The organism is Pseudomonas abyssi (assembly GCF_002307495.1).
Lineage (GTDB): Bacteria > Pseudomonadota > Gammaproteobacteria > Pseudomonadales > Pseudomonadaceae > Halopseudomonas > Halopseudomonas abyssi.
In genome coordinates, this window is sequence record NZ_NTMR01000054.1 from 1 (window position 1) to 3,504 (window position 3,504).

At 50.9% G+C, this 3,504-nt stretch carries 2 rRNA genes; both read left to right on the top strand.

Annotated elements, in window-relative coordinates:
* Window positions 1–309: 309 nt before the first annotated feature.
* Window positions 310–3,198 (top strand): 23S ribosomal RNA (locus CNQ84_RS20145).
* 138 nt (window positions 3,199–3,336) lie between these two features.
* Window positions 3,337–3,452: ribosomal RNA gene (rrf, locus tag CNQ84_RS20150) — 5S ribosomal RNA — on the top strand.
* The last annotated feature ends 52 nt before the right edge of the window (window positions 3,453–3,504 follow it).

Consider the following 3,504-nt stretch of genomic DNA (forward strand, 5'->3'; position numbering starts at 1 on the left):
GTCAGCGGTTCGATCCCGCTTGGCTCCACCAGGTCGACGCAGTACAACGCCATGAATGGAACTCAGAGTTCATATATGAACAATCAATGTGTTGATTGTTGATATCTGGTCTCTGAACCAGACGCTCTTTAAAAATTTGGATATGTGATAGAAGTACAGACACATGGCATGTATCACTGCATGTTGTGTGGCTAAGGTAAACTTGTAATCTCAAGTGCAAGTTCCGGAATTGTCGTTAATTCTGTTTTAAACCGATATCACTGAATAATCTGAGTTAACTCGTTAACTTAAGATTGTTTGGGGTTATATGGTCAAGTGAATAAGCGCATACGGTGGATGCCTTGGCAGTCAGAGGCGATGAAAGACGTGATAGCCTGCGAAAAGCTTCGGGGAGGTGGCAAATGACCTTTGATCCGGAGATCTCTGAATGGGGAAACCCACTTAGCATAAGCTAGGTATCACACACTGAATACATAGGTGTGTGAGGCGAACCAGGGGAACTGAAACATCTAAGTACCCTGAGGAAAAGAAATCAACCGAGATTCCCCAAGTAGTGGCGAGCGAACGGGGACCAGCCCTTAAGCAGTTTTGAGTTTAGTAGAACGCTCTGGAAAGTGCGGCCATAGTGGGTGATAGCCCCGTATACGAAAAACTCTTAGCTGTGAAATCGAGTAGGTCGGCGCACGTGAAACGTTGACTGAACATGGGGGGACCATCCTCCAAGGCTAAATACTCCTGACTGACCGATAGTGAACCAGTACCGTGAGGGAAAGGCGAAAAGAACCCCTGTGAGGGGAGTGAAATAGAACCTGAAACCGTATGCGTACAAGCAGTGGGAGCAGACTTGTTCTGTGACTGCGTACCTTTTGTATAATGGGTCAGCGACTTATATTCAGTGGCGAGCTTAACCGTCTAGGGGAGGCGTAGGGAAACCGAGTCTTAATAGGGCGTTTAGTCGCTGGGTATAGACCCGAAACCGGGCGATCTATCCATGGGCAGGTTGAAGGTGCCGTAACAGGCACTGGAGGACCGAACCGACTACCGTTGAAAAGTTAGCGGATGACTTGTGGATAGGAGTGAAAGGCTAATCAAGCTCGGAGATAGCTGGTTCTCCTCGAAAGCTATTTAGGTAGCGCCTCGTGTATCACCACTGGGGGTAGAGCACTGTTTCGGCTAGGGGGTCATCCCGACTTACCAAACCGATGCAAACTCCGAATACCAGTGAGTGTCAGCACGGGAGACACACGGCGGGTGCTAACGTCCGTCGTGAAAAGGGAAACAACCCAGACCGTCAGCTAAGGTCCCAAAGTTATGGTTAAGTGGGAAACGATGTGGGAAGGCTTAGACAGCTAGGAGGTTGGCTTAGAAGCAGCCATCCTTTAAAGAAAGCGTAATAGCTCACTAGTCGAGTCGGCCTGCGCGGAAGATGTAACGGGGCTCAAACCATACACCGAAGCTACGGGTTCATCGTAAGATGAGCGGTAGAGGAGCGTTCTGTAAGCCTGTGAAGGTCAATTGAGAAGTTGGCTGGAGGTATCAGAAGTGCGAATGCTGACATGAGTAACGACAAAGGGAGTGAAAAACTCCCTCGCCGGAAGACCAAGGGTTCCTGCGCAACGTTAATCGACGCAGGGTGAGTCGACCCCTAAGGCGAGGCCGAAAGGCGTAGTCGATGGGAAACGGGTTAATATTCCCGTACTTCTAGTTACTGCGATGGAGGGACGGAGAAGGCTAGGCCAGCACGGCGTTGGTTGTCCGTGTTTAAGGTTGTAGGCTGAGTGCTTAGGTAAATCCGGGCGCTTAAGGCCGAGAGCTGATGACGAGTGTTCTTTAGAACGCGAAGTGGTTGATGCCATGCTTCCAGGAAAAGCTTCTAAGCTTCAGGTAACTAGAAATCGTACCCCAAACCGACACAGGTGGTCAGGTAGAGAATACCAAGGCGCTTGAGAGAACTCGGGTGAAGGAACTAGGCAAAATGGCACCGTAACTTCGGGAGAAGGTGCGCCGATGAGGGTCAAGCATTTACTGCGTAAGCCCATGTCGGTCGAAGATACCAGGCCGCTGCAACTGTTTATTAAAAACATAGCACTCTGCAAACACGAAAGTGGACGTATAGGGTGTGACGCCTGCCCGGTGCCGGAAGGTTAATTGATGGGGTTAGCTTCGGCGAAGCTCTTGATCGAAGCCCCGGTAAACGGCGGCCGTAACTATAACGGTCCTAAGGTAGCGAAATTCCTTGTCGGGTAAGTTCCGACCTGCACGAATGGCGTAATGATGGCGGCGCTGTCTCCACCCGAGACTCAGTGAAATTGAAATCGCTGTGAAGATGCAGTGTATCCGCGGCTAGACGGAAAGACCCCGTGAACCTTTACTATAGCTTTGCACTGGACTTTGAATTTGTTTGTGTAGGATAGGTGGGAGGCTTTGAAGCGTGGACGCCAGTCTGCGTGGAGCCAACCTTGAAATACCACCCTGGCAACTTTGAGGTTCTAACTCTGGTCCGTTATCCGGATCGAGGACAGTGTATGGTGGGTAGTTTGACTGGGGCGGTCTCCTCCCAAAGAGTAACGGAGGAGTACGAAGGTGCGCTCAGCACGGTCGGAAATCGTGCGTAGAGTATAAAGGCAAAAGCGCGCTTGACTGCGAGACCAACACGTCGAGCAGGTACGAAAGTAGGTCTTAGTGATCCGGTGGTTCTGTATGGAAGGGCCATCGCTCAACGGATAAAAGGTACTCCGGGGATAACAGGCTGATACCGCCCAAGAGTTCATATCGACGGCGGTGTTTGGCACCTCGATGTCGGCTCATCACATCCTGGGGCTGAAGCCGGTCCCAAGGGTATGGCTGTTCGCCATTTAAAGTGGTACGCGAGCTGGGTTTAGAACGTCGTGAGACAGTTCGGTCCCTATCTGCCGTGGACGTTTGAGATTTGAGAGGGGCTGACCTTAGTACGAGAGGACCGGGTTGGACGAACCTCTGGTGTTCCGGTTGTGTCGCCAGACGCATTGCCGGGTAGCTACGTTCGGAAAAGATAACCGCTGAAAGCATCTAAGCGGGAAACTTGCCTCAAGATGAGATCTCACCGGGAGCTTGACTCCCCTAAAGGGCCGTCGAAGACTACGACGTTGATAGGTTGGGTGTGTAAGCGCTGTGAGGCGTTGAGCTAACCAATACTAATTGCCCGTGTGGCTTGACCATATAACACCCAAGCAATCTGGTGTTATCGAGCCAAACAGAAACAAACAACTTCGCGAACTTGCGAGATTGCAAATACCTTAGCTTCTGTCACACATCCAAGCTTTTTAAGCTGCACGCCTAGCGGGCAGCAACAAATTGCTTGACGACTATAGAGCATTGGAACCACCTGATCCCATCCCGAACTCAGAAGTGAAACGATGCATCGCCGATGGTAGTGTGGGGTCTCCCCATGTGAGAGTAGGTCATCGTCAAGCGCCTATACCGAACACCCTGATCAGAAATGGCCAGGGTGTTCTTCTTTGTGCG